Below are 23,019 nucleotides of genomic sequence, written 5' to 3'. Positions count from 1 at the left end.
AGACGGCAGCGCGCTTGCCCCACCGCCACCACTTACCAGCTCAGGCAGATCTTGCCAAAGTGCTGGGCGCTGATCTGGTGCGCAAAGGCATCGGCGATTTTCTCCAGCGGGTAGCTGCTGTCGATGATGGGGCGCAGCGCCAGCTGCTCGAGCGCACGCACCAGGTCTTGCTGCTGCTCGCGGCTGCCGACGATCAGGCCTTTCAAGGTCTGCTGCTTGCGCATCAGCTCCACGGTGGGCACAGCGCCGGCAAAGCCGGTCAGCACACCAATCAGTGCAATATGGCCGCCAGGCGCGCAGGCGCGGATGGACTGTGGCAGCGTGCCGGGGCCGCCCACTTCCACGACGATATCGGCGCCGCGACCGCCGGTGGCCTGCAGCACCGCATCGCCCCATTCGGGCTGGTCACGGTAGTTGATGACGGTATCGGCGCCCAGGGCACGCAGGCGCTCAGCCTTGGCGGCGCTGGAGGTGGTCGCAATCACCTTGGCGCCCATCGCATGGGCCAGTTGCAACGCAAAGATGGAGACGCCACCGGTGCCCAGCACCAGCACGGTTTGCCCCGCTTCGATGCGGCCGTCAACCACCAAAGCGCGCCAGGCCGTGAGGCCAGCGGTGGTCAGGGTGGCGGCTTCTTCATGCGTATAGCCCTTGGGTGCATGGGTAAAGGCCGTGGCGGCCATCGTGACCTGCTCGCGCGCAAAGCCGTCCACGCCATCGCCGGGCACGGTGGAAAAGGTGGACGGCACCTGCTTGCCCGATTGCCACAGCGGGAAAAAGCAGGACACCACGGCGTCGCCGACGGCAAACTCGGTCACGCCTTCGCCCACGGCCGTGACCACACCGGCGCCATCGGCCATCGGGATGCGGCCATCGGCCGTGGGCGAGCGCCCAGCGGCAATGGCCAGGTCGTGGTAGTTGAGCGAGCTGGCATGCAGGCGCACCTGGATTTCGCCTGCGCGGGGCGCAGCAGGCGCTGGCAGGTCGACCAACTGCAGGTGGTCCAGGCCACCGGGGGCGGCAACTTGTATGGCTTTCATGGCGTTTCTCTTTCCTGGGTTGCTATCACGTTGAAGAGCGGTGAAGGCTGCACGGCGCAGCCACCCGGCCATCATGCAAGCGCCGGGCGCAGAAAGCCAGAACCAACATATTTGTGGTCTAGTATTAAAAATGTAAGCAATGCATGGGCATTGGCTTGGCGCTAGGATGGCATCCTGGTCGTCTGGCTCGGTGGAGAGAATATGAAGCGTTTGAACAGCAAAAGTGGTTGCGCGGTGGAGGTGACCTTGTCCGTCATGGGCGGCACCTGGAAGCCGATTGTGCTTTTCCATCTGCTCCATGGCACCAAGCGCTTTAGCGAACTGTCCCGGGCCATTCCCAATGTCACCCAGCGCATGCTGACCCTGCAGCTGCGCGAGCTCGAAGAGGCCGGCATTGTTGCGCGCACCGTCTATGCCGAGGTACCGCCGCGCGTGGACTATGCGCTGACCGACATGGGGCGCAGCCTCAAACCGGTGCTGATTGCGATGCGCGACTGGGGCATGGACTATGCGCAATCCCAAGGGCTGGAGGACGAGGCGCCAGGCGTGCAGGCCAGCTGCGCGGCCTAGTCCTAGGTCCCCGCTCGGGAGGATAATTCTCCTCTCTGATGTTGCGTGCCCACCTGCCATGATGTCCCGCTTTCCCATCCTGCGCCCCTTTGCGCTGCTGTCCGCGCTGCTCTGCCTGGGCCTGGCGTTGGCCGGCGCTGTGACGGCGCAGGCGCAGGAGCGGCCCGTCTACCCGAGCCAGCCGGTCAAGCTGGTGGTGCCTTTTGCGCCGGGCGGCTCGACCGATATCGTGGCGCGCCTGCTGGCCGATGCGATGCGCGAGCCGCTGGGCCAGCCGGTGGTGGTGGAAAACAAGGCTGGTGCCGCAGGCCTCATCGGCGCCGAGGCAGTGGCCCGTGCCCAGCCCGATGGCTACACCCTTGGCGTGGGAACCATCAGCACCCTGGCCGTCAATACGGTGATGCTCAAATCGGTGCGCCGCGATCCGCTGCAAGCGCTGGCACCGGTCATTGCACTGGCGCAGATTCCGTCGGTGTTCTCCACCCATCCCAGCCTGGGGGTACACGACCTGCAGGGCCTGGTGGCTGCGTTGCGCGCCAAGCCTGAGCACTACACGATCGGATCGGCGGGTGTGGGCTCCATCGGCCACCTGATTGCCGAGGCGATGAATGAAGCGCTGGGCGTGCGCCTGCGCCATATTCCCTACAAAGGCCAGGGCCCGGTGATCAACAGTGCGCTGGCCGGCGAGACCCAGGTGCTGAGCGACCAGTACCCTTCGTCGAGCAGCCTGGTGCAATCGGGGCGGCTGGTTCCGTTTGCCGTGGCCGCGCCCCAGCGGCTGCCGGCGCTGCCGGACGTGCCGACCTTGGTGGAGGCCGGCTACCCCGCGCTCAACCGCCTGGCGATCACCTGGTTTGGCCTGGTGGCGCCCGCTGGCACGCCGCCGGCCGTGGTCGACACCCTCAACCGCGCAGCGCAAGAAGCGATGCGCCAACCGGCCGTGCAGGCGCGCCTGGTGCAGTTGGGTGTTGTGCCCATGGGCGGCAGCCCGCAAGATTTTGCGCTGCTGATCAGTGATACGCGCGCCCAGATCCTGCAACTGGTGCAGCAGCGCAAGCTGGTGCTGGATTGAGCGTTTTGAAAAGCGCAGGTAAAGCGTGATTTGCGCTTTCCAAACCACTGGCAGTTTCGGGAGCGTTGATCTACAATCGGCCAACTTTTTTATCAGGAGTAACCCTGTGGACTTACCGAGTTGTTGGCCAGCGGCCAACCGACCACAGGCAAGGTAATCGCAAACGCCCCAGCTTTGCGCGCTGCCTTGCCCAACCAGGCGGGCAGCTGTCAGGCGCCGTAGTTTTTTAGACCTACGCGCCTACGGCATCCCATTCGATCTTCCAGTCTTGCCCCGTGGCGAGTGCCTTTGTTGCGCGCTGCCACGCCGGGTGTGGGAGCTTTTCATGCCACTGCGTATGTCTTCGCTGGCCCCCTTGCGCGCACTGCGGCGCAAGGCTGCGCCATGGGCCATCACGCCTTGCTGCGGTTTGGGCTTGTCCTGCCGCCTGCAGCGCCAGCTCGCGACCATGCTGCGCCGCCGCGCCCCGGTGGGCAAGGGCGCAGCGCAGTCCTGCTCGGCATCGGCTGCGCTGGACCCCTTCAGTCGCTGACCTTTCTTCTGTCTGAGGTGCATATGTGCGGCCGCACTGCAGCGGCAGCGCAGCTGCACGCCTGTATTGCTTGCAGACGCCATGCGGCGTGGATCAGCCGCGCCCCTGGCTGGGAGATTGGTCATGTTGAACCTGCTGAAGAATGGATTTGTCAACTTTCTGCGCTCGCGCCACTGGGGCGTGCATTTCCGCCGCTTGCCCATGTTGGAGCAACTGGCCCAGACACCGGTGGATGCCGGTATTTCCAAGGCCATGGGCGAGCGGCTGCGCGACGCCGCCCATGCCCCTGAACCCGCATTGCTGCACAGCCTGAACACCAGCCGCCAGGGCCTGGACGATGCACAGGTGCAGCAAGCCCGTGCGCAAGCGGGCTGGAACAGCATTGCGCAGGACCAGGCGATGACCCGCAGCGAGCACCTGTGGCTGTGCTTTCGCACGCCTTTCAACCTGCTCTTGACGGTGCTGGCTGCCGTCTCGTGGCTGACCGGCGATACCAAGGCTACGGTGGTGATCGGCAGCATGGTGGCGCTGGCCACCGGCCTGCGCTTTTGGCAGGAGGGCCGCGCCAATAAGGCCGCTGCCGGCCTGCAGGCGATGGTCTCCAACACTGCCGCCGTGCTGCGCCGCATGGCGCAAGATGAAGAGGGGCGGGCGCTGGATGCACCACCCTCGCGCCTGTCGGCATTGCAGGCCGTGCGCGAGCTGCCCGTGCGCGAGCTGGTGCCTGGCGACATCATCCAGCTGGCTGCCGGTGACATGGTGCCCGCTGACTGCCGCCTGCTGAGCGCCAAGGACCTGTTTCTGGCGCAATCGGCGATGACCGGTGAGTCCATGCCGGTGGAGAAATTTGCCCAGCTGCCCGATGGCGCACAGCACAACCCGGTGGAGCTGTGCAACCTGGTGTTCATGGGCACGAACGTGGTCTCGGGCGCTGGCCTGGCCGTGGTGCTGACCACCGGCAACCACAGCTACCTGGGCGCGCTGGCCGGCAAGGTCTCGGCAATGGACCGCAGCCCCACCGCGTTCCAGATGGGCGTCAACAAGGTCAGCTGGGTGCTGATCCGTTTCATGCTGGTGATGGTGCCGCTGGTCCTGCTGATCAATGGGCTGACCAAGGGCGACTGGACCGAGGCCCTGCTGTTTGCGCTGTCGGTGGCCGTCGGCCTGACGCCGGAGATGCTGCCGATGATCGTGACCGCCACCCTGGCCAAGGGCGCGGTGTTTCTGTCGCGCAAGAAAGTGATCGTCAAGCACCTGGACGCCATCCAGAACTTTGGCGCGATGGATGTGCTGTGCACCGACAAGACGGGCACCCTGACCGAGGACCGCATCTCGGTCGAGCGCCACCTCGATGCCTGGGGTGATGTCTCGCAGCATGTGCTGGACATGGCCTACTTGAACAGCTACTACCAGACGGGCCTCAAGAGCCTGCTCGATGTGGCCGTGCTCGCCCATGCCGAGCGCGCCCCGCTGGTCGATGCCTACGCCAAGGTCGATGAAGTGCCGTTTGACTTTGTGCGCCGGCGCATGTCGGTGGTGGTGAGTGACGCTGCTGGCGTCGGCAAGATCATCACCAAGGGCGCGGTCGAGGAAATCCTGCAGGTCAGCAGCACGGTGCAGGCCGCAGGCGGCGTGCTGGACCTCGATGCGGGCCTGCGCAAGCGCATTGTGGCAACAGCCGAGGCGCTCAATGCCCAGGGGCTGCGTGTGGTGGCCGTGGCCACGCGCGAGACCCAGGCGGGCCAAGACAACTTTGGCGTGGCCGATGAGGCCGGCATGGTGCTGTGCGGCTTTCTGGCCTTTATCGATCCGCCCAAGGAAAGCGCAGCGCCGGCGCTGCAGGCGCTGGCCCGGCATGGCGTGCAGACCAAGGTGCTGACGGGCGACAATGCCGCTGTCACCGCCAAGGTCTGCGAGCAAGTGGGCATCACCGCGCAGCACATCGTGCTGGGTGGCGACATCGAGCAGATGGACGACCAGCGCCTGGCCCAGGTGGTCGAAGAAGCCCATATCTTTGCCAAACTGAGCCCCGCGCACAAGGAGCGTATTGTGCGCATGCTCAAGGCCAATGGCCATGTGGTGGGCTTCATGGGCGATGGCATCAACGATGCCGCAGCGCTGCGCACGGCCGATATCGGCATCTCGGTGGACACGGCCGTCGATGTAGCCAAGGAGGCGGCCGACATCATCTTGCTGGACAAGAGCCTGATGGTGCTCGACCAGGGCGTGCAGGAAGGCCGGCGCACCTTTGCCAACATGCTCAAGTACATCAAGATGACGGCGAGCTCGAACTTTGGCAATGTGTTCTCGGTGTTGATTGCCAGTGCCTTCATCCCCTTCCTGCCCATGCTGCCGATGCAGCTGCTGGTGCAGAACCTGGTGTATGACTTCTCGCAATCGGCGATTCCGTTTGACCATGTGGACCCTGAACTGCTGACCCAGCCCCAGTGCTGGAACCCTGCCGATGTGGGCCGCTTCATGCTGTTCTTCGGCCCCATCAGCTCGATCTTCGATATCACCACCTTTGTCGTGATGTGGAAGGTGTTTGGCGCCAACACGCCCGAGCGCCAGGCGCTGTTCCAGTCCGGCTGGTTTGTCGTGGGGCTGCTCACGCAGTCGCTGATCGTGCACATGATCCGCACCATGCGCATCCCGTTCATCCAAAGCCGCGCTGCCTGGCCGGTGGGCCTGATGACCCTGGTGGTGGTCGCCATCGGCATCTACCTGCCCATGGGTGCGCTGGCCCCTTATTTCAAGCTGGAGCCCCTGCCTGGCATGTACTTTGTGTTCCTCGTTGCCGTGTTGCTGGCCTATATGGGTCTTACGCAGGTCATGAAAAAGTGGTACATCCGTCGCTACGGCTGGCAATAAGCGCCATGAAAAATAACCATTTGCTAAGGAGGGCGCCATGCTCGAAGCGCTGAACTACACACAAGCCAATTCGCTGATCAACACGGCCATCAGCCTGGTCACCGCCTTTGTGCTGGGCACGGTCATTGGCCTGGAGCGCCAGTACCGCCAACGCACGGCCGGGTTGCGCACCAATGTGCTGGTCGCCGTGGGGGCGGCCATCTTTGTCGACAGCGCCAACACCATTGCCGGGCCGGATGGCGCGGTGCGCGTGATGGCCTATGTGGTCTCGGGCATCGGCTTTCTGGGCGCCGGTGTCATCATGCGCGAAGAGGGCAATGTGCGCGGCCTGAACACCGCCGCGACGCTCTGGGGCTCGGCCGCAGTGGGCGCTGCCGCAGGCGCCGATCTGATCGTGCAGGCGGCCATGGGCACCGTGCTGGTGCTGGCGGCCAATACTTTGCTGCGGCCGCTGGTCAACGCCATCAACCGCAAGCCGCTGGATGTGGCCTCCGCCGAAATGACCAATGCCGTGTTTGTCGTGGCCGAGCGCCTGCACCAGCGGCTGGCGCTGGCCATGCTGCAGGATGTGCTCGAGCGCGGCGGCTACCCGCCTGGCGACATCGACATCCAGCCCTTTGGCGAGGGCGAGGTCGTCATCGAAGCGACCTTGGCCGCGCAATCGGTGGAGGGCGAGGAGCTCGATGCGATGGTGCAGCAGCTGGCGGCCAAGCCGGGCGTGCGCCAGGCGTTCTGGAGCCCCAGCACGCGGGATTGATGAGGGCGCCAGGGCAGGTGCTCAGGCCGCCCAGACCACCACAGTGCGGTGTCTGGCGGCTTGCTCAGTCTTCAAACGCAAAGCCGACGCCATAGATCGAGCGGATGCAGTCCGCATCATCGCCCATCACCGTGCGCAGCTTCTTGCGCAGGTTCTTGATATGGCTGTCGATCGCGCGGTCGCTCACCTCCAGCGCATCGGCATAGGCCAGATCCAGCAGCTGGCTGCGCGGGTAGATCTTGCCGGGGTGGCGCTGCAGGATGTGCAGCAATGCAAACTCGCGCCGCGTCAGACCCAGGTCCTGGCCACGCCAGCTGGCCTGGCTGGTGGTCTCGTCCAGCTGCCAGTCGCTGGCGGCCAGGCTGGCTGGCGCACCAGGGGCGGGCGGCGCGTGGCGGCGCAAGATCACCTTGACGCGGGCAATCAGCTCGCGCGGTGAAAAGGGCTTGCAGATGTAGTCGTCGGCGCCCATCTCCAGGCCCACCAGGCGGTCCACCTCCTCGACCTTGGCAGTCAGGCAGATGACGGGGCAGATCTGGCGGGCGCGGCATTCGCGCAGAATGCTCAGGCCATCGGTGCCGGGCAGCATCAGGTCAAGAATGGCCAGCTGCGGCGGGCGCGCGCGCAGCGCAGCCATGGCCTGGCTGCCATCGGCAAAATGCTCGACCTCGAAGCCGGCATGGTGCAGGTAGTCGATGACCACCGAGGCAATATCGGCCTCGTCTTCGGCGTACAGAATGCGGGGTTTGGCGGTGTTCATGCAACAGGGTCTATCAAGGGCAGGATCAAGGTAAGGCGCAGCCCGCCCAAGGACGAGATGGAGGCCTGCAATTGTCCTCCATGGGCTTGCACAATGCTTTTGCAAATCGCAAGCCCCAGGCCGGAGCCGCCGCTGGCGCGGCTGCGCGAAGTCTCTACGCGGTAAAAGCGTTCAAAAATGCGGGGCAGCTCCGCAGGCGGCACGGAGGGGCTGCTGTCATCGAGGTGCAGCTCCAGCCAGCGCTGGCCCGACGCGGGCGCGGGCCCGTGCAGGCTGGCGCTGATGCTCAGCCGCCCGGGGGCATCGGTGTAGCGCAGGCTGTTTTCCAAAATATTGCCCAGCACCTGGTGCAGCTGCTGGGCATTGCCCTGCACCCAGGCGGGCGGCAGCGCGGTGTGCAGCTCTTGCGCCGTGGGCAGCGCGATGCCGGCCTGGCCAAAGCGGATCTGCACGGCTTCCACGGCCTCGATGGTCAGCGCCCGCATATCGAGCGGGCGCGCGGTGGCGGGCAGGTGGGCGGTCAGCTGCAGTGCGGGTGCGGCCTCGGGCGCATGCACGACCAGGGCTGTGGGAATGGTGGCGCGCATGTCGCTGACCAGCTGGGTCAGGCGCAGAATCTGGCGGTGCAGGCGCGCAGCCGTCTGCGCATCAAAGCTGCGGATGCCGTCTTGCACCGCTTCAATCTCGGCCCGCACTGCGGCCAGCGGCGTGCGCAGCTCGTGGGCCACCTGGGTCAGCCATTCATGCTGCTGGGCCTGGGCCTGGGAGAGCTGCTCGGCCATGTGGTTGTAGCGGTCGGCCAGCTCCACCAGCTCGTCGTGGCCCGCCACGGCGATGCGGTAGTCGAGCTGGCCGCTGGCAAAGGCCTTGGCGCCTTCGCTCAAAGCCTCGATGGGGCGAATCCAGCGCCGGCTCAGCCACCAGGACAGGGCGCCGGCCAGCAGCAGGCCCAGCAGACCGGTAATGGCCAGGAACACCAGGTGCTCCTTCAAAAAGGCATTGTCGATCTGGTTTTTCAGGTCTTCAGGCTGGTTCAGCGTCAGGGTGCCGATCAGCATGTGCTGGCTGTCGAACAGCGGGTTTTTGGCGCTGCCTGGTGTGGGCGCTACACCAGCGATCAGCTTGCCCTGGTTGTCGAGCAGGCCCAGGCGCTGGTGCAGCGGGTGGCGCTCGATGGGGCGCAACTGCTGGGTCAGCATGGGGCCAATCGTGGCGCGGCGCGGCGCCTCGCTCTCCGCCGGGGGCGAGACGGGCACAGCCGCCTGGCTGCCAAAGCGGGTCAGCGCATTCCAGCGCTCCGGCGTCAGCGAGACCCAGTGCGGGTCCTTGGCATACTCGCGCCGCAGCTGGCTCTCCAGGTATTCCAGCCGGCCCAGCTCGATCTGCGCGACATAGCCGCCCAGGCCGCGCTGCAGGCTCCAGTACGAAAAGCCGAAAAACCCCAGCAGCAGGCCCAGCAGCAGCAGCACCATGGCCAGCAGCACCCGTGTTTGCAGACGGGTAAAGCGAAACAGCTGAAGGCGGGGTGTGGTCACAGAGGGCAGGTGGGCAAATGGACGGAGAGGGCCAAACGGCAAAAACGGGCAGGCGCAATGCCTGCCCGGCTATTCTCTTACACAGTGCGTGGGTGTGTAAAAGTGTTGCTTGATCGGCGCAATGCCAGCGGTCTTATCAAGGCCCGATGGTGGCGCCGCGCTGCGCCACCAGCTGCTTGCCCACCAGGCGGCAGGTGGCCTTGGCTGTTTTCCCGTTGTCCAGCGTCAGCTGCACGCTATCGCCGGCCTTCTTGCCCTGGCAGGCCTCAATGGCTTGCTTGGACGGCGCGGGCTTGGCGGGGCTGGCCGCGTAGGCCTGGGCGGCGGCGATCCAGAGGGCTGCAGTCACGGCGGTGCTGCACAGCAGCCGGTGGCGAAGTGGTTGAGAACTCATGGCATTCCTTGTGTAAAAAGAGGCTCTGCGGCCAGGCCGCGATCTGGTGTGGGACAGAAAGAAGCGGGTGAAACAGAGAAACTGGAGTGTGTTTACGCCTCTCCGCAGAGCCCATGACTGAACTATAGGAGCCAAATGTGGAGGAAGTTGGGCCGGCTTTGTGGCAGGTGTGACAAAGCGAAAACCGCATGCCCATTGGGTTTGGGCGGGGTCAGGCCGATTTTGCAGCGCCGCAAAGTTATGCAAAGCGGCCCTGGCTTCAGGGCAGCGGCGCGGGTGGCGGTGGGCTGTCACCCAGTGGGCGGCGTGCCGCAATGCGCTGCACCACCCGCTCCGGCGTGCGCAGCAGGCCCGCTTCATAGGCGATGACGGACCAGCCGGCACAGACTTGCAGCAGCTCGCCGGGCTGCAGCAGGAAGTCGGGCCGGGAAGGCTTGCCATAGGCGGCATTGCCTTGGGCAAAGGTCTCGTACAGCAGCAGACCGCCGGGCGCCACACTGGCCAGAATCTGCGGCCACAGCGGGCGCCACAGATAGTGCGTGACGACCACCGCATCAAACACCCGGCCTTCGAGCGGCCAGGCCCCGTTTTCGATATCGGCCAGCAGCCATTCGCCCGCCGTATCTGCTTGCAGCAATTGCAGCGCTGCGCCATCGCGGTCAACGCCTGTCACCCGCAAGCCCTGTGCTTGCAGGTAGCGGGCATGGCGGCCCTGGCCGCAGGCCAGGTCCAGCACCTGGCCGCCGATGGGAATCAGCGGCGCAAAGCGGGTGATCCAGGGCGAGGGGGCGGGGCTATGGGACATGCGCTAGAAACAGGCCCAGACATGGTCGGCCATCTGCACCATGAATTCCGGTTGCGTGTAGAGCATGAACACCAGCGTCAGCAGCACCGCCACCAGCAGCCAGATGGCGGCGCGCTGCCAGCCGCGCAGCGGCGCGGCGCCAGCAGTGGGGAGTGAGGGTGGTGCAGGCTGTTGCATGAAAGTTCGCTTATCAGGCCGTCAGCGGCAGGCGCTGCACGGGCTCTTCCTTGACCGGCAGATTGACCAGGCCGGCGAACACGCCCAGCCCAATGGCCACGTACCAAACCACATCATAGCTGCCGGTGTGGTCATAGAGGTAACCGCCCAGCCAGATGCCCAGGAAGCTGCCGATCTGGTGGCTGAAGAACACAAAGCCGCTGAGCATGGACAGGTGCTGCACGCCAAAGATCTGCGCGATGGCGCCATTGGTCAGCGGCACGGTGGACAGCCACAAAAAGCCCATCACGGCGGCAAAGACATAGACCGACCAGGGCGACAGGGGCACCAGCAGGAACACCACGATGGCGATGGCGCGGATGAAATAAATGCCCGAGAGCAGGTAGCGCTTGGCCATGCGCTGGCCGAGCGACCCGGCCAGGTAGGTGCCAAAGATATTGAAGAGGCCGATCAGCGCCAGCGAATAGCTGGCCACATGGGGTGGCAGGCCAAAGTCCTTCAGGTAGCTGGGCATGTGTACGCCGATGAACATCACCTGGAAGCCACAGACAAAATAGCCTGCGGTCAGCAGCAAAAAGCTGGGGTTGCGAAAGGCCTCTGCCACGGCCTGGGCAATGGTTTGCTGCGCGCCAGCGCCAGCACTGCGCTTGAGCGCATGGAAATTGGGCTCGCGCAGCGCAATGGCCAGCGGCACGATGGTCAGCACCAGTACCGCGCAGACCAGCAGCGCGTTCTGCCAGCCCAGGCTGGCGATCAGCTGGCCCTCGACCGGCACCATGAAGAACTGGCCAAAGGAGCCCGCAGCCGCGGCCACCCCCATGGCCCAAGAGCGTTTCTCAGCGGGCAACTGGCGCCCGATGACGCCATAGATCACCGCATAGGTGGTGCCCGTTTGCGCCATGCCGATCAAAAGGCCGGCGGTGAGCGCAAACATCAGCGTATTGGGCGCCCAGGCCATGCCGGCCAGGCCCAGCGCGTACAGCAGCGCGCCGCAGACCAGCACCTTGCTGGCGCCAAAGCGGTCGGCCAGCATGCCGGTGAAGATGCCGATCAGCCCCCAGCTGAGGTTTTGCACCGCCAGCGCCAAGGCGAAGGACTCGCGCGTCCAGCCCATCTCCTGGGTGATCGGCTGCAGCCAGAGGCCAAAACCGTGGCGGATGCCCATGGACAGGGTCACTACGGCGCCGCCACAGAGCAGCACGCGGGCCATGGACAATCGTTGTGCGTTGTTTTGCATAGTCTAAGGATGTCTCGTTATTTAAGAACGTGATTACGGTCTCTACGCAGCCGCGTTGGAGCGCAATCGGGACGAGTTCGAAGGGATGGAACGCAGCTTGCACCGGGGTGCAAGCAAGGGCCAGCGCGCAGAAATCGCCCGATTTCACTCCAACCCGTAGGGACAGTGGCTTTGCGGGCGGTCTGCGGCGTTGCAGCGCTTGCCAGTAGCTGGCTATTGGCTGCGCACTGCGCCTAGCACCCCATCCCGCCAAACCGCTGTCGCGGCGCGAGGAGATCGTAAGCACGTTCTAGAAATTGTTACTCCAACGCCAAAAACCGGCTGTCGCCCGCATATTGCCCGGTGGCCGCCCAAGCCCATTGCAGGCTTTTGCGGCCAAGCGTCGTGAATCGTCAACAAGTTCCACCTGTTTATCTATACAGCTATTTACAATGGCAGCCGCTAGAATGGAAAGTTATGGCAAGCAAAAACACGTCTACCAGTGAATACGCAGAGGGCTCGATACGGGTTCTCAAGGGGCTTGAGCCGGTCAAGCAGCGCCCGGGCATGTATACCCGCACCGACAATCCGCTGCACATCATCCAGGAGGTGATCGACAACGCGGCCGACGAGGCGCTGGCCGGCTTTGGCAAGAAAATTCGCGTCTACCTGCACACCGATGGCTCGGTGAGCGTGGAGGACGATGGCCGGGGCATTCCCTTTGGCCTGCACCCCGAAGAACATGCGCCCGTGGTGGAGCTGGTCTTCACCCGCCTGCATGCGGGCGGCAAGTTCGACAAGGGCCAGGGCGGTGCCTACAGCTTCTCGGGCGGTCTGCACGGCGTGGGTGTCTCGGTGACCAACGCCTTGGCCACCCGCATGGAGGTGACGGTGCACCGCGATGGCTCGGTCGCCACGATGGCCTTTGCCGGTGGCGATGTGGTCGAGCCCCTGCAGGTGCGCGCGATGGTCAGCGGTGACCGCAAGCAGGGCACGACGGTGCGCGTCTGGCCCGATGCCAAGTATTTCGAATCCAGCCACCTGCCGATGGGCGAGCTGGTGCACCTGCTGCGCAGCAAGGCCGTGCTGATGCCGGGCGTGAGCGTGCAGCTGACGCAGGACAAGAGCCGCGAGACGCAGACCTGGCTGTACAAGGGCGGCCTCAAGGACTACCTGCTGCAGACCTTGCCGGTGGACCCGATCATTCCCGTGTTCGAGGGCGAGGGCTTTGCCGGCCGCAGCGATGACCATTTTGCCGAGGGCGAAGGGGCATCGTGGTGCGTGGCCTTCACCGACGAAGGCCAGCCGGTGCGCGAGAGCTATGTCAACCTGATCCCGACCACGGCGGGCGGCACGCATGAAAGCGGGCTGCGCGATGGCCTGTTCCAGGCGGTCAAGAGCTTTATCGAGCTGCATTCGCTGCTGCCCAAGGGCGTCAAGCTGATGCCCGAGGACGTGTTTGCCCGTGCCAGCTATGTGCTCTCGGCCAAAGTGCTCGATCCCCAGTTCCAGGGCCAGATCAAGGAGCGCCTGAACTCGCGCGATGCGGTGCGCCTGGTCTCGGGCATGGTGCGGCCGGCGCTGGAGCTGTGGCTGAACCAGAATGTCGAATACGGCAAGAAGCTCGCCGAGATCGCGATCAAGGCGGCGCAGACGCGCCAGCGCGCCGGCCAGAAGGTGGAAAAGCGCAAGGGCAGCGGCGTGGCCGTGTTGCCCGGCAAGCTGACCGATTGCGAAAGCCGTGACCTGGCCTACAACGAGGTGTTTCTGGTCGAGGGCGATTCGGCCGGCGGCAGCGCCAAGATGGGCCGCGACAAGGAAACCCAGGCCATCCTGCCGCTGCGCGGCAAGGTGCTCAACACCTGGGAAGTGGACCGCGACCGCCTGTTTGCCAACACTGAAATCCACGATATCTCGGTAGCCATCGGCGTGGACCCGCATGGCCCCGATGACGAGGTCGACCTGAGCGGTCTGCGTTACGGCAAGATCTGCATCCTGAGCGACGCCGACGTGGACGGCTCGCACATCCAGGTGCTGCTGCTGACGCTGTTCTTCAAGCATTTCCCGCAGCTCATCGACAAGGGCCATGTCTGCGTGGCGCGGCCGCCGCTGTTCCGCGTCGATATTCCTGCCCGGGGCAAGAAGCCCGCTGCCAAGGTCTACGCACTGGACGAGGCCGAGATGCATGCCATCTTTGACAAGGCCGCCAAGGACGGCGTGCCGCGCGAGAAATGCCAGGTCAGCCGCTTCAAGGGTCTGGGCGAGATGAATGCCGAGCAGCTGTGGGAAACCACGCTGAACCCGGACACGCGCCGCCTGCTGCCGGTGCGCCTGAGCCAGACCGATGTGCTGCAAACCCGTGAGGTCATGACCCAGCTGATGGGCAAGGGCGAGGCTGCGGCCCGCCGCGACCTGATGGAGCTGCACGGCCATGAGGTCGAAATTGATATCTGATGTCCTGCTGCCCACGCCGCTGAATAAACAATCGAACCCAAGCCAGCCGCGCGCAGCCGTGCCACAAGCAAAGAAAGCTGAACCCCTATGAGTGAAGAGAACGGTCAGGACCTGTTGTCCAACCCGGTGCCCGACGACGGCGACAGCCTGGACCTGGGCAATTACGCCCAGCGCGCCTATCTGGAATATGCGCTGTCGGTGGTCAAGGGCCGTGCGTTGCCCGACGTCTGCGATGGCTTGAAGCCCGTGCAGCGCCGCATCCTGTTTGCGATGGAGCGCATGGGCCTGGGCTACAGCGGCCCCAACCGCGCAACGGCGGCCAAGCCCGTCAAAAGCGCCCGTGTGGTGGGCGATGTGCTGGGCCGCTTTCACCCGCATGGCGACCAATCGGCCTATGACGCGCTGGTGCGCATGGCCCAGGACTTTGCCCAGCGCTACCCGCTGATCGATGGCCAGGGCAACTTTGGCAGCCGCGATGGCGATGGCGCAGCGGCCATGCGTTATACCGAGGCGCGCCTGTCCAAGATCACCAGCTTGCTGCTTGACGAGATCGACATGGGCACGGTGGACTTTGTGCCCAACTACGACGGCTCCACCCAGGAGCCCAGCCAGCTGCCCGCGCGCCTGCCGTTCTCGCTGCTCAATGGCGCGAGCGGCATTGCAGTGGGCCTGGCCACCGAAATCCCCAGCCACAACCTGCGCGAGGTGGCCGATGCCTGCGTGGCGTTGATCAAGAAGCCGGCGATGACCGACTTCGATCTGCAGCAGATCATTCCCGGTCCTGACTTCCCCGGTGGCGGCCAGATCATCAGCAGCGACAAGGACATTGCCGATGCCTACCGCACGGGCCGCGGCTCGATCAAGGTGCGTGCGCGCTGGACCATCGAAGAGCTGGCGCGTGGCCAGTGGCAGCTGGTCGTCAACGAGCTGCCGCCCGGTGTGTCCTCGCAAAAGGTGCTCGAAGAGATCGAGGACCTGACCAACCCCAAGATCAAGACCGGCAAGAAGACCTTGACGCAGGAGCAAAGCCAGCTCAAGGCCACCGTGCTGTCCTTGCTCGATGTGGTGCGTGACGAGTCGAGCAAGGATGCGGCCGTGCGCCTGGTGTTCGAGCCCAAGACCGGCAAGACGCCGCAATCCGAGCTGATCACCTGCCTGCTGGCGCATACCAGCCTGGAGAGCTCCTCGTCGGTCAACCTGACGATGATCGGCATCGACGGCAAGCCCACGCAAAAGTCACTGCGCCTGATGCTGGAAGAGTGGATCGAGTTCCGCCAGACGACGATCACGCGCCGCTCCGAGCACCGGCTCGCCAAGGTGCTCGACCGCATCCATATCCTGGAAGGCCGGCAGACCATTCTGCTCAATATCGACGAGGTGATCGCCATCATCCGCGCCAGCGACGAGCCCAAGGCCGCGCTGATGGCGCGCTTTGACCTGAGCGAGCGCCAGGCCGACGACATCCTGGAAATCCGCCTGCGCCAGCTGGCTCGTCTTGAAGCGATCAAGATCGAGCAGGAGCTGACCGAGCTGCGCGCAGAGCAGGGCAAGCTCGAAGACATTCTGGCCAACCCCGCCTCGCTCAAGCGCCTGATGGTCAAGGAGATCGAAGCGGACGCCAAGCAGTTTGCCGATGCGCGCCGCACCTTGATCCAGGAAGAGAAAAAGGCCGTCGCCGAAGTCAAGGTGGTCGATGAGCCGGTCACCGTTGTGGTGTCGGAAAAAGGCTGGGTGCGCGCCCGCACCGGCCACGGCCATGCGGCCGACAGCTTCAGCTTCAAGTCGGGTGACAGCCTGTATGGCACCTTCGAATGCCGCACGGTCGACCAGCTGCTGGTCTTTGGCAGCAACGGCCGGGTCTACTCGGTCGCCGTCGCCAACCTGCCCGGCGGCCGCGGTGATGGCCAGCCGGTCACCACCTTGATGGAGCTTGAAGCGGGCACCCAGATCCAGTACTACTTTGCCGGTCCGCTGTCGGCCCATTTGTTGCTGGCCAGCAGCGCGGGGTATGGCTTCACGGCCTTGGTGGAAAACATGGTCTCGCGCCAAAAGGGCGGCAAGGCCTTTGTCAGCCTAGACGATGGCGATACGCTCTGCGCCCCCTCGCATATCTCGGGCAGCAGCGGCAGCCTGCCGCTGGCCGATGCCAGCCATGTGGCCTGCGCCTCGGTGGGTGGCCGCATCCTCACGTTCGAGATCGGCGAGCTCAATCACATGGCCAAGGGCGGCAAGGGGCTCAAGCTGATTGACCTGGAAGACAAGGACCGCTTGGCCGGTGTGGCCGTCTACACGCGCAGCATCCGCATCGAAGGCGTGGGGCGCGGCGGCAAGGCCCGCGAGGAAACCCTGGAGATCCGCAGCCTGAACAACGCCAAGGCTTGCCGCGCCAAAAAGGGCAAGCTCGCCGACCTGGGCTTCAAGCCCAGCGCCGTGTTCCGCGTCGAATAAAACGCGCGGTCCATCACGCCCCAGCCCTGCCCGGCATTGCCCGGCAGGGCTTTTTCATGCCCCGTTGTTGCAGCGATGATCAGCGCTGCGCCGGCAGCAGCGCCCGCAGATGGTCGACAAAGGCGCGCACGCCCCGGGGCAGATTGCGGCCCGTCAGCGTTTGCAGCTCGATGGAGCGTGCATGCATGCCGCGCTCACGGATGGGCACGGTGTGCAGCAGGCCCCGGCGCACATACTCGCGCACGGTGACCTCGCCGCCCAGGGTGAGCCCGCCGCCGTGCAATACAAAGCGCACCAGCGCATCGAACTGCCCGCTCTCGAGCACCGGGTCAAACACCAGGCCGCGCTGGCCGCTGGCAATGTCAAACAGCTGGCGCGCGGTATTGCCGTCGTCCAGCAGCGCGAGCGGGTAAGGATGCATCTGCGCCAGGCTGACGCTGGCAAAGCGGGCCAGTGGGTGGCCGGGCGGCATGATCAGGATGACGGGAGAGTTCTGGCGGTGCTGCACATCGATATCGCGCACGGCAGCGCGGCTGTAGGTCAGGCCCACATCGGCCTCGCCATTGCGCACCGCCTGGGTCACCTGGGCGGGCGAGGCCGAGACCAGCTGGAACTGCATGCCCGGGTGCTGCTCGCGGAACGTGGCCATCGCGAGGGGCAAAAACTCAAATGCAAAGCCGGCTGATGCGCAGACCCGCACCTGGCCCCGGCGCAGGCCTTGCAGTGCCTCGATATCGGCGACCACGCGCTCGGCATCCAGCGCATGGCGCTTGGCATGGGTGGCCAAGAGCTCACCGGCCGCACTGGCCACCATGCCGCGCGGGCGGCGCTCGAACAGCGGCACCTGCAGCACTTCTTCCAGCGATGCGATCTGGCGGCTGACGGCCGAGGCCGAGACATTGAGGCGCAGTGCGGCCTCGCTCACCGAGCCGCTGCGCACGACTTCCAGAAAATAGCGGATGGCGGTGTCCTGGAGGTGCTGCGAGGGGGTCATGGTCTGCTTTGCAAAAAACGCAACGATAACCGCAAAAAATTGTGATTGTCGAAATAGGCCGCATTGCCTATGCTGGATTTTTCTGACATCCAAGAGACATACCTCCCATGCCATCCCAGCCTGTTCCCGCCGACCACAGCATCGTCGAGTTGAGCGCCGTGGCGCTGTCCGCCGCTATCCAGCGGCGTGCGCTGTCCTGCACCGAGGTGCTGCAGGCCTTCTGGGGCCAGATCGACCGGCTCAACCCCCAGGTGAATGCGCTGGTCGCGCCCATGCCGCGCGAGCCCCTGCTGGCCCAGGCCGCGCAGCTCGATGCTGAATTGGCCCAGGGCAAAAGCCGGGGGCCGCTGCACGGCTTTCCGCAGGCGCCCAAAGATATCTCGCCCGCCGCCGGCATGGTCACCACCAAGGGCTCGCCGATCTTCCAGGGTCAGGTCAGCAGCAGCGATGCGGTGATTTTTGAGCGCATGCGCGCAGGCGGCGCGCTCTTTGTAGCGCGCAGCAATTCACCGGAATTTGGCCTGGGCGGCCACACCTACAACCCGGTCTACGGCACCACGCGCAATGCGTTTGACCAGAGCCGCTCGGCCGGTGGCAGCAGCGGCGGTGCAGCCGTTGCGGTGGCCTTGCGCATGCTGCCCGTGGCCGATGGCTCGGACATGATGGGCTCGCTGCGCACGCCGGCGGCCTTCAACAATGTCTACGGCCTGCGCACCTCCGTGGGTTGTGTGCCGCATGGCCCGGGCGACGAGGTGTTCTTCCAGCAGTTCAGCGTGGCCGGGCCCATGGCACGTGATATTCCCGATCTGGCCTTGCTGCTGTCGGTGCAGGCGGGCTTTGATGCGCGCTTGCCGCTCACGCGCCGCAGCGAAGGCGCGCAGGACTGGGGCCAGGGCCTGGAGCGTGACTTCCGGGGCCGCAAGATCGCCTGGCTGGGCGACCTGGGCGGGCACTTGCCGACCGAGCCGGGCCTGCTCGAGACCTGCCGCGCGGCGCTGGGCGCCTTTGCTGATATCGGCTGCACGGTGGATGAGGTGCTGCCCGACTTTGACCTGGAGCAGCTGTGGCGGGCCTGGATCGATCTGCGCAGCTTCAGCGTGGCAGGCGCCAATGCGGCGCTGTATGACGACCCGCAAAAGCGGGCGCTGCTCAAGCCCGAAGCGCTGTGGGAGATGGAGCGCGGCCGCGCGCTGTCGGGCATGGATATCTATGCCGCCGCCAAGGTGCGCAGCAGCTGGTACGAGGTGCTGCGCCGCCTGTTCGAGCGCTATGACTTTGTCGTGCTGCCCGCCGCGCAGGTGTTCCCGTTCGAGGCCGAGCTGGACTGGCCCCATGCCGTGGGCGGCCGCAGCATGGACACCTACCACCGCTGGATGCAGACGGTGGTGGGCGCCACGATGGCGGGCTTGCCGGCCTTGTCGGTGCCGGCCGGCTTTGGCCCCAACGGGCTGCCTGCCGGTCTGCAGATCATCGGGCCGGCTCAGGCCGACAAGGCGCTGCTGCAGATCGGCCATGCCTATGACCAGGCCAGCGGCCATGCCCGGGTGCGCAGCCCTTTGCTGGGCTGACAGCACGCTGTAGATCGTTGACCCGGCGCGTCTTCTAAGGCTGCGCTTCCACCCAGAAAGGCGTTGCTGCAACGCCTGTCTGGTCCCTCCCTTGCCCCCGTTTTCCGCAAAAAAGGTAGATCCCATGTCCATGCCGATATCCCGTCACCGCTTTTTGACCTACCTGGCCGCAGGTGCCGCCGGCCTGGCCTTGCGCCCTGCATGGGCCCAGGGCTACCCCGACCGCGCGATCAAGCTGGTGGTGCCTTTTGCGCCCGGTGGAGCCACCGATATCCTGGGCCGGCTATTGGCCTCGCAGCTCAGCGAGGAGCTGGGCCAGTCGGTGTTTGTCGAGAACCGGCCGGGGGCCGGCACGGCCGTGGCGGGCGGCCAGGTGGCCAAGTCGGCTGCCGATGGCTATACCTTGTTTCTGGGTGCCAGCTCCACCTTGGCGATGAACCCGGTGGTGCGCAAGGCGCTGCCCTATGACCCGATGCGCAGCTTCAGCATGCTGGGCCTGGTCGCAGACATGGGCCTGGTGCTGGTGGCGAACCAGGCCGTCAAGGCCACATCGCTGCAGGACCTGGTGGCGCAATCGAAGGCGGCGCCAGACCGCTTTTCCTACGGCTCCTTCGGCCCGGCCTCGTCGGTGCACTTTGCCGGCGAGATGCTCAAGACGGCGACCGGCATGCGCATGCTGCATGTGCCCTTCAACGGCAGCACGCCGAGCCTGACGGCGCTGATGGGTGGCCAGGTGCAATTGGCAGTGGACACCGTGGTGGCGACCACGCCGCTGATCAAGGCCGGCAAGATCAAACCGATTGCCGCGCTGGGCGCCCAGCGCCTGGCCTTGCTGCCCGAGGTGCCGACCGTGGCCGAAAGCGGCTTTCCCGGTTTTGACATGAGCACCTGGTTTGCCTTTTTGGCGCCCGCTGGCCTGCCTGAGCCGGTGCGTGCCAAGCTCGAAGCCGCCTTGGCCGATGTGATGGCCCAGCCCGCTACCCAGCAAAAGCTAGAAAGCATTGGTCTCACGCCCGCCTGGGGCAATGGCCGTGCGCTGCAGGCACGGGTGGAGCGCGAGCTGCCGCTGATGCGCGATGTGGCGCAGCGCGCCCAGATTGAGGTGGAGTAAGCCTTGGTTTGAGCGGCTGGGGAAACTTGGGAGCGGCGCTTAGCGCAGCGCTTCCCACCACTGCTTGTTGCTGCGCGGCTGGCCCACGGTCAGCACCTCGCCGATCTCGGGCGTGGCCAGTTGGATGCCCTGCTGCTGCGCCAGCGCCGCCAGCCGGTCCAGCGGCTCACGCCAGCCGTGCATGGCCAGCGCAAAGGTGCTGTTGTGCACGCTGTAGAGCACCTGGCCGCGCACATCGCTGAAGGCCTGGATGGTTTCTTCCGGCGTCATGTGTACGGAGGGCCAGTAGGCGTCGTAGGCGCCGTTTTCCATCAGTGCGAGGTCCATCGCGCCAAATTTGTCGCCAATGGCCTTGAAGCCGGGGAAGTAGCCGGTATCGCCGCTGTAGTAGATGCGCTGGCCACCGGTCTGCAGCACCCAGGATGCCCAGAGCGTGCTGTTGCGGTCATTGAGCGTGCGGCCCGAGAAATGCTGGCTGGGCGTGGCGGTGACTTCGACGCCGGCGTGCTGCTCCTGCTGCCACCAGTCCAGCTCGACAATGCGCTCGGGCGCCACGCCCATGTCCCGCAGGCGCGCGCCCACGGCCAGCGGCACAAAGTAGCGCTCGACCTTGCCCAGCAGGAACTTGATCGTCGGCTCGTCCAGGTGGTCGTAATGGTCGTGCGACAAGATGAGACCAGCAATCGGCGGCAGGTCCTGCAAGGGCAGCGGCGTGGGGTGGAAGCGCTTGGGGCCGATAAAGCTGAACGGCGATACACGCTCACCAAACACCGGGTCGATGAGCCAGTACTGGCCCTGGAGCTTGAGCAGGTGCGAGGAGTGGCCGAGCCGGATCACATGGTTGGCATCGGCGGGCAGCGCTTGCAGCTGCGCCGGGGTGACGGTGTGGACCGGAATGCTGTCCTGCGGTGTGGTGCCGCTCTTGTCACCAAACAAAAAGCGCGACCAGATCTGAAAGCCTCCGGCATGGGGCTTGGCAGCCGGGTTGGGCGGGTTCTGAAAGCGCTTGTCGGCCGAGGAATACTGGGGCGATGCCTGGTAGCGGCGCTGGCTGTCCTCGTCGGGGGTGGAGGCGCAGGCCACCAATGAGCAGGCAGTGGCCACCAGCCAGCCGCTGCGCAGGCGCTGAAAGCCGCCGTTGCCGCGGGTGGTGTTGCTGGAGGAGGGCGCGGGGCGGGGCTCTTGCATGGGGTGTGTCAATCAGGCAGGGGGGCGTTAGCGACTGCCATGATACGGCGCCCATAAGAAAGCCGCATGGCTGCGGCTTTTGTAGGGATTTAGCGAAAAATCTATTGATTAATCGACAGATTTATTCCACTTCGGCGATGATTTCGATCTCGACACAGGCGCCCCGGGGGACCTGGGCCACGCCAAAGGCGCTGCGGGCATGCGCCCCCTTGTCGGGACCAAATACCTGGGCCAGCAATTCGCTGGCGCCGTTGGTGACCAGATGTTGCTCGGTGAAGTCTTCCGTGCTGTTGACCAGGCTCATCAGCTTGACAATGCGCTTGACCCGGTTCAGATCGCCGCCCACTGCTGCCTGCAGGGTGCCCATCAGGTCGATGGCGACCGCGCGCGCTGCCTGCTGGCCTTCGGCGGTGTCCATGGTCTTGCCCAGCTTGCCGGTCCAGGGCTGGCCGTTCTTGCTGGCCGTGTGGCCGCTGATAAAGACCAGTTTGCCGGTTTGTGCAAACGGTGCGTAAGCCGCAGCCGGTGTGCGCACGGGCGGCAGTTCAATGTTCAGCGCTTTGAGTTGGTCGTAGATGCTCATGCCGGTGTTGTCCTTGCTGGGTGGAAGACAGGCATCTTAGAGCCCCCGCCGGGCGTGGATGCATGCAAAAACAATGCGGCGCCATACCCGCAGGGCATGGGCGCCGCATGGCGGGTTGCCTGGCTTAGGCCAGTTCGGCGATCAGCTCGATCTCGACGCAGGCACCCATGGGGATCTGGGCGACGCCAAAGGCGCTGCGGGCATGGGCACCCTTTTCAGGGCCAAACACTTCGGCGAACAACTCGCTGGCGCCATTGGTCACCAGGTGCTGCTCGGTGAAGTCACCGGTGCTGTTGACCAGGCTCATCAGCTTGACCACGCGCTTGACACGGTTCAGATCGCCGCCAGCTGCATGCTGCAAGGTGCCCAGCAGGTCGATGGCCACCGCGCGGGCCGCGAGCTTGCCTTCTTCGGTGTTGATGTTGCGGCCAAACTGCGCCACCCAGGGCTTGCCATCCTTGCGGGCGATATGGCCGCTCAAAAACACCATGTTGCCGGTCTGTACATAGGGCAGATAGGCGGCTGCGGGTACCGCCAGTGGCGGCAGGCTGATGCCGAGGGCCTGGAGTTTGTCGTAAACGCTCATGGAGTCCTTTCAAAAGTGGAGGCGGGGCAAAGCGCCAAGTGTGGCACAAATGCCCTGCCAGGGCGCCATGTCCCATGTCGCCTGAGAGGGGCGGCGGCGAACTCTAGGGCAAGCCCTGATCGGGCCTGCAGGCAGCGCTGCCTAGCATGTGGAGATGATGGAGACCTCTTCCTGCAAGCGGGCAGACCAGCGCAGTGTGGGGCCGGGCTGGGCGGGCTATTGGCGACCGGCGGCCTGGCTCTGGGGCATCCTGGCGGGCACGGCGCTGCAGCTGCAGCAGGCCAGCCTGGCGCCTGTCTGGCAGTACGCGGCATTGGCGCTCTTGGGGGCCGTGGCCAGCCTGCTGCTGAGCCGCTGG

The 23,019-nt window shown here is 65.2% G+C and carries 21 protein-coding genes; 10 read left to right on the top strand and 11 right to left on the bottom strand.

Translation table 11 applies throughout. From position 1 onward, the window contains the following. Positions 1-32 precede the first annotated feature (32 nt). Positions 33-1,040, bottom strand: coding sequence for an NAD(P)-dependent alcohol dehydrogenase (locus tag H928_RS0117735; RefSeq protein ID WP_021027699.1), 1,008 nt, complete (start codon positions 1,038-1,040; stop codon positions 33-35). Positions 1,041-1,241: 201 nt separating this feature from the next. Between H928_RS0117735 and H928_RS0117730 the strand changes: the two genes are divergently transcribed. The 5 genes from H928_RS0117730 (at position 1,242) to H928_RS0117710 (ending at position 6,842) form a co-directional block, all read left to right on the top strand. Then, complete coding sequence (locus H928_RS0117730; protein WP_021027698.1) at positions 1,242-1,610, top strand: helix-turn-helix domain-containing protein; 369 nt, start codon at positions 1,242-1,244, stop codon at positions 1,608-1,610. A gap of 61 nt (positions 1,611-1,671) precedes the next feature. Then, positions 1,672-2,682 (top strand): tripartite tricarboxylate transporter substrate binding protein, encoded by a 1,011-nt coding sequence (locus H928_RS0117725; protein ID WP_027011084.1) that lies wholly within the window; start codon positions 1,672-1,674, stop codon positions 2,680-2,682. Positions 2,683-3,007: 325 nt separating this feature from the next. Next, on the top strand, positions 3,008-3,214 hold the full coding sequence (locus tag H928_RS0117720; protein ID WP_204366326.1) for a hypothetical protein: 207 nt from the start codon (positions 3,008-3,010) through the stop codon (positions 3,212-3,214). A gap of 123 nt (positions 3,215-3,337) precedes the next feature. Then, positions 3,338-6,085, top strand: a complete 2,748-nt coding sequence (mgtA, locus tag H928_RS0117715) for a magnesium-translocating P-type ATPase (protein WP_021027695.1) — start codon at positions 3,338-3,340, stop codon at positions 6,083-6,085. Positions 6,086-6,122: 37 nt separating this feature from the next. Continuing rightward, a complete protein-coding gene (locus H928_RS0117710; protein ID WP_021027694.1) occupies positions 6,123-6,842 on the top strand; it encodes an MgtC/SapB family protein in 720 nt (239 codons plus the stop codon). Between the two features lie 64 nt (positions 6,843-6,906). Here the strand turns inward: H928_RS0117710 and H928_RS0117705 are convergent, their stop codons facing one another. The 6 genes from H928_RS0117705 to H928_RS0117680 form a co-directional block, all read right to left on the bottom strand. Next, positions 6,907-7,602, bottom strand: coding sequence for a response regulator (locus H928_RS0117705; protein ID WP_021027693.1), 696 nt, complete (start codon positions 7,600-7,602; stop codon positions 6,907-6,909). Continuing rightward, positions 7,599-9,137 carry an ATP-binding protein gene (locus H928_RS0117700; RefSeq protein ID WP_306729951.1) on the bottom strand — a complete coding sequence of 513 codons (1,539 nt, stop codon included), beginning with the start codon at positions 9,135-9,137 and terminating at the stop codon, positions 7,599-7,601. Before H928_RS0117700 ends, H928_RS0117705 begins: the two co-directional genes overlap by 4 nt. A 136-nt stretch (positions 9,138-9,273) precedes the next feature. After that, positions 9,274-9,531: a hypothetical protein gene (locus H928_RS0117695; RefSeq protein ID WP_021027691.1), complete on the bottom strand. Its 258-nt coding sequence runs from the start codon at positions 9,529-9,531 to the stop codon at positions 9,274-9,276. Positions 9,532-9,790: 259 nt separating this feature from the next. After that, positions 9,791-10,336 (bottom strand): bifunctional 2-polyprenyl-6-hydroxyphenol methylase/3-demethylubiquinol 3-O-methyltransferase UbiG, encoded by a 546-nt coding sequence (locus tag H928_RS28590; RefSeq protein WP_021027690.1) that lies wholly within the window; start codon positions 10,334-10,336, stop codon positions 9,791-9,793. A 3-nt stretch (positions 10,337-10,339) separates the two neighbouring features. Next, positions 10,340-10,513 carry a hypothetical protein gene (locus tag H928_RS32755; protein WP_021027689.1) on the bottom strand — a complete coding sequence of 58 codons (174 nt, stop codon included), beginning with the start codon at positions 10,511-10,513 and terminating at the stop codon, positions 10,340-10,342. A 13-nt stretch (positions 10,514-10,526) separates the two neighbouring features. Next, positions 10,527-11,750 (bottom strand): MFS transporter, encoded by a 1,224-nt coding sequence (locus tag H928_RS0117680; RefSeq protein ID WP_021027688.1) that lies wholly within the window; start codon positions 11,748-11,750, stop codon positions 10,527-10,529. Positions 11,751-12,206: 456 nt separating this feature from the next. Between H928_RS0117680 and H928_RS0117675 the strand changes: the two genes are divergently transcribed. Continuing rightward, positions 12,207-14,183: a DNA topoisomerase IV subunit B gene (locus tag H928_RS0117675; RefSeq protein WP_021027687.1), complete on the top strand. Its 1,977-nt coding sequence runs from the start codon at positions 12,207-12,209 to the stop codon at positions 14,181-14,183. A gap of 87 nt (positions 14,184-14,270) precedes the next feature. After that, positions 14,271-16,631 carry a DNA topoisomerase IV subunit A gene (parC, locus tag H928_RS0117670; protein WP_021027686.1) on the top strand — a complete coding sequence of 787 codons (2,361 nt, stop codon included), beginning with the start codon at positions 14,271-14,273 and terminating at the stop codon, positions 16,629-16,631. Between the two features lie 79 nt (positions 16,632-16,710). On the opposite strand, the gene H928_RS0117665 is transcribed toward parC, so the two are convergent. After that, positions 16,711-17,625: a LysR family transcriptional regulator gene (locus H928_RS0117665; protein ID WP_021027685.1), complete on the bottom strand. Its 915-nt coding sequence runs from the start codon at positions 17,623-17,625 to the stop codon at positions 16,711-16,713. 107 nt (positions 17,626-17,732) lie between these two features. On the opposite strand from H928_RS0117665, the gene H928_RS0117660 reads away from it, so the two are divergent. After that, on the top strand, positions 17,733-19,193 hold the full coding sequence (locus H928_RS0117660) for an amidase (protein ID WP_021027684.1): 1,461 nt from the start codon (positions 17,733-17,735) through the stop codon (positions 19,191-19,193). A gap of 130 nt (positions 19,194-19,323) precedes the next feature. Next, on the top strand, positions 19,324-20,304 hold the full coding sequence (locus H928_RS0117655; RefSeq protein WP_027011082.1) for a tripartite tricarboxylate transporter substrate binding protein: 981 nt from the start codon (positions 19,324-19,326) through the stop codon (positions 20,302-20,304). A gap of 39 nt (positions 20,305-20,343) precedes the next feature. Here the strand turns inward: H928_RS0117655 and H928_RS0117650 are convergent, their stop codons facing one another. The 3 genes from H928_RS0117650 to H928_RS0117640 all read right to left on the bottom strand — a co-directional run bounded on the left by H928_RS0117650 (position 20,344) and on the right by H928_RS0117640 (position 22,661). Continuing rightward, the gene (locus H928_RS0117650; RefSeq protein ID WP_021027682.1) at positions 20,344-21,492 is read right to left on the bottom strand and encodes an MBL fold metallo-hydrolase; all 1,149 of its coding nucleotides are present in this window, start codon (positions 21,490-21,492) and stop codon (positions 20,344-20,346) included. A gap of 121 nt (positions 21,493-21,613) precedes the next feature. Further along, the gene (locus H928_RS0117645) at positions 21,614-22,075 is read right to left on the bottom strand and encodes a RidA family protein (protein WP_021027681.1); all 462 of its coding nucleotides are present in this window, start codon (positions 22,073-22,075) and stop codon (positions 21,614-21,616) included. A 124-nt stretch (positions 22,076-22,199) separates the two neighbouring features. Then, positions 22,200-22,661 carry a RidA family protein gene (locus H928_RS0117640; protein ID WP_021027680.1) on the bottom strand — a complete coding sequence of 154 codons (462 nt, stop codon included), beginning with the start codon at positions 22,659-22,661 and terminating at the stop codon, positions 22,200-22,202. Positions 22,662-22,818: 157 nt separating this feature from the next. On the opposite strand from H928_RS0117640, the gene H928_RS28585 reads away from it, so the two are divergent. Beyond that, the coding region (locus tag H928_RS28585) for a hypothetical protein (protein ID WP_373604928.1) at positions 22,819-23,019 on the top strand (201 nt) is incomplete at its 3' end.

Origin of the sequence: Comamonas sp. B-9 (assembly GCF_000410635.1) — a bacterium.
Taxonomy (GTDB): Bacteria; Pseudomonadota; Gammaproteobacteria; order Burkholderiales; family Burkholderiaceae_C; genus Comamonas.
Note: the sequence above shows the minus strand (reverse complement) of the source record. Positions and strands in the feature narration are given on the sequence as shown.